A 314-nucleotide genomic window follows, 5' to 3' on the forward strand; every position below is an offset into this window, starting at 1 on the left:
TTGCTGATCTTCGACGAGAAGGAGATCAGAGATGTCGAAACGCAAGCAGCACGCGCCCGAGTTCAAGGCGAAGGTCGCGCTGGAAGCCCTGAAGGGTGAAGAGACGGCGGCCGAGCTGGCGAGCCGGTTCGGGGTGCATCCGACGATGATCCATCAATGGAAACGCGCCCTGCTCGAAGGCGCGTCCGGCGTGTTCGAGCGCGGGGGCCGCAAGAAGCCCGAGATTGACGAGGAGCAGGTTAAGGAGCTCCACGCCAAGATCGGGGAGCTGGCGGTAGCCAACTCTTTTTTGGAAAGAAAGCTGAAGCCTTGGG

1 protein-coding gene is annotated in these 314 nt (G+C 61.1%); it reads left to right on the forward strand.

The annotated features are described in order from the left end of the window. Positions 1 to 31: 31 nt before the first annotated feature. On the forward strand, positions 32 to 314 hold a 283-nt coding region (locus tag BKY27_RS19690), incomplete at its 3' end, for an IS3 family transposase (protein ID WP_071676140.1).

It is taken from the genome of Nioella nitratireducens (assembly GCF_001879715.1).
GTDB lineage: Bacteria > Pseudomonadota > Alphaproteobacteria > Rhodobacterales > Rhodobacteraceae > Nioella > Nioella nitratireducens.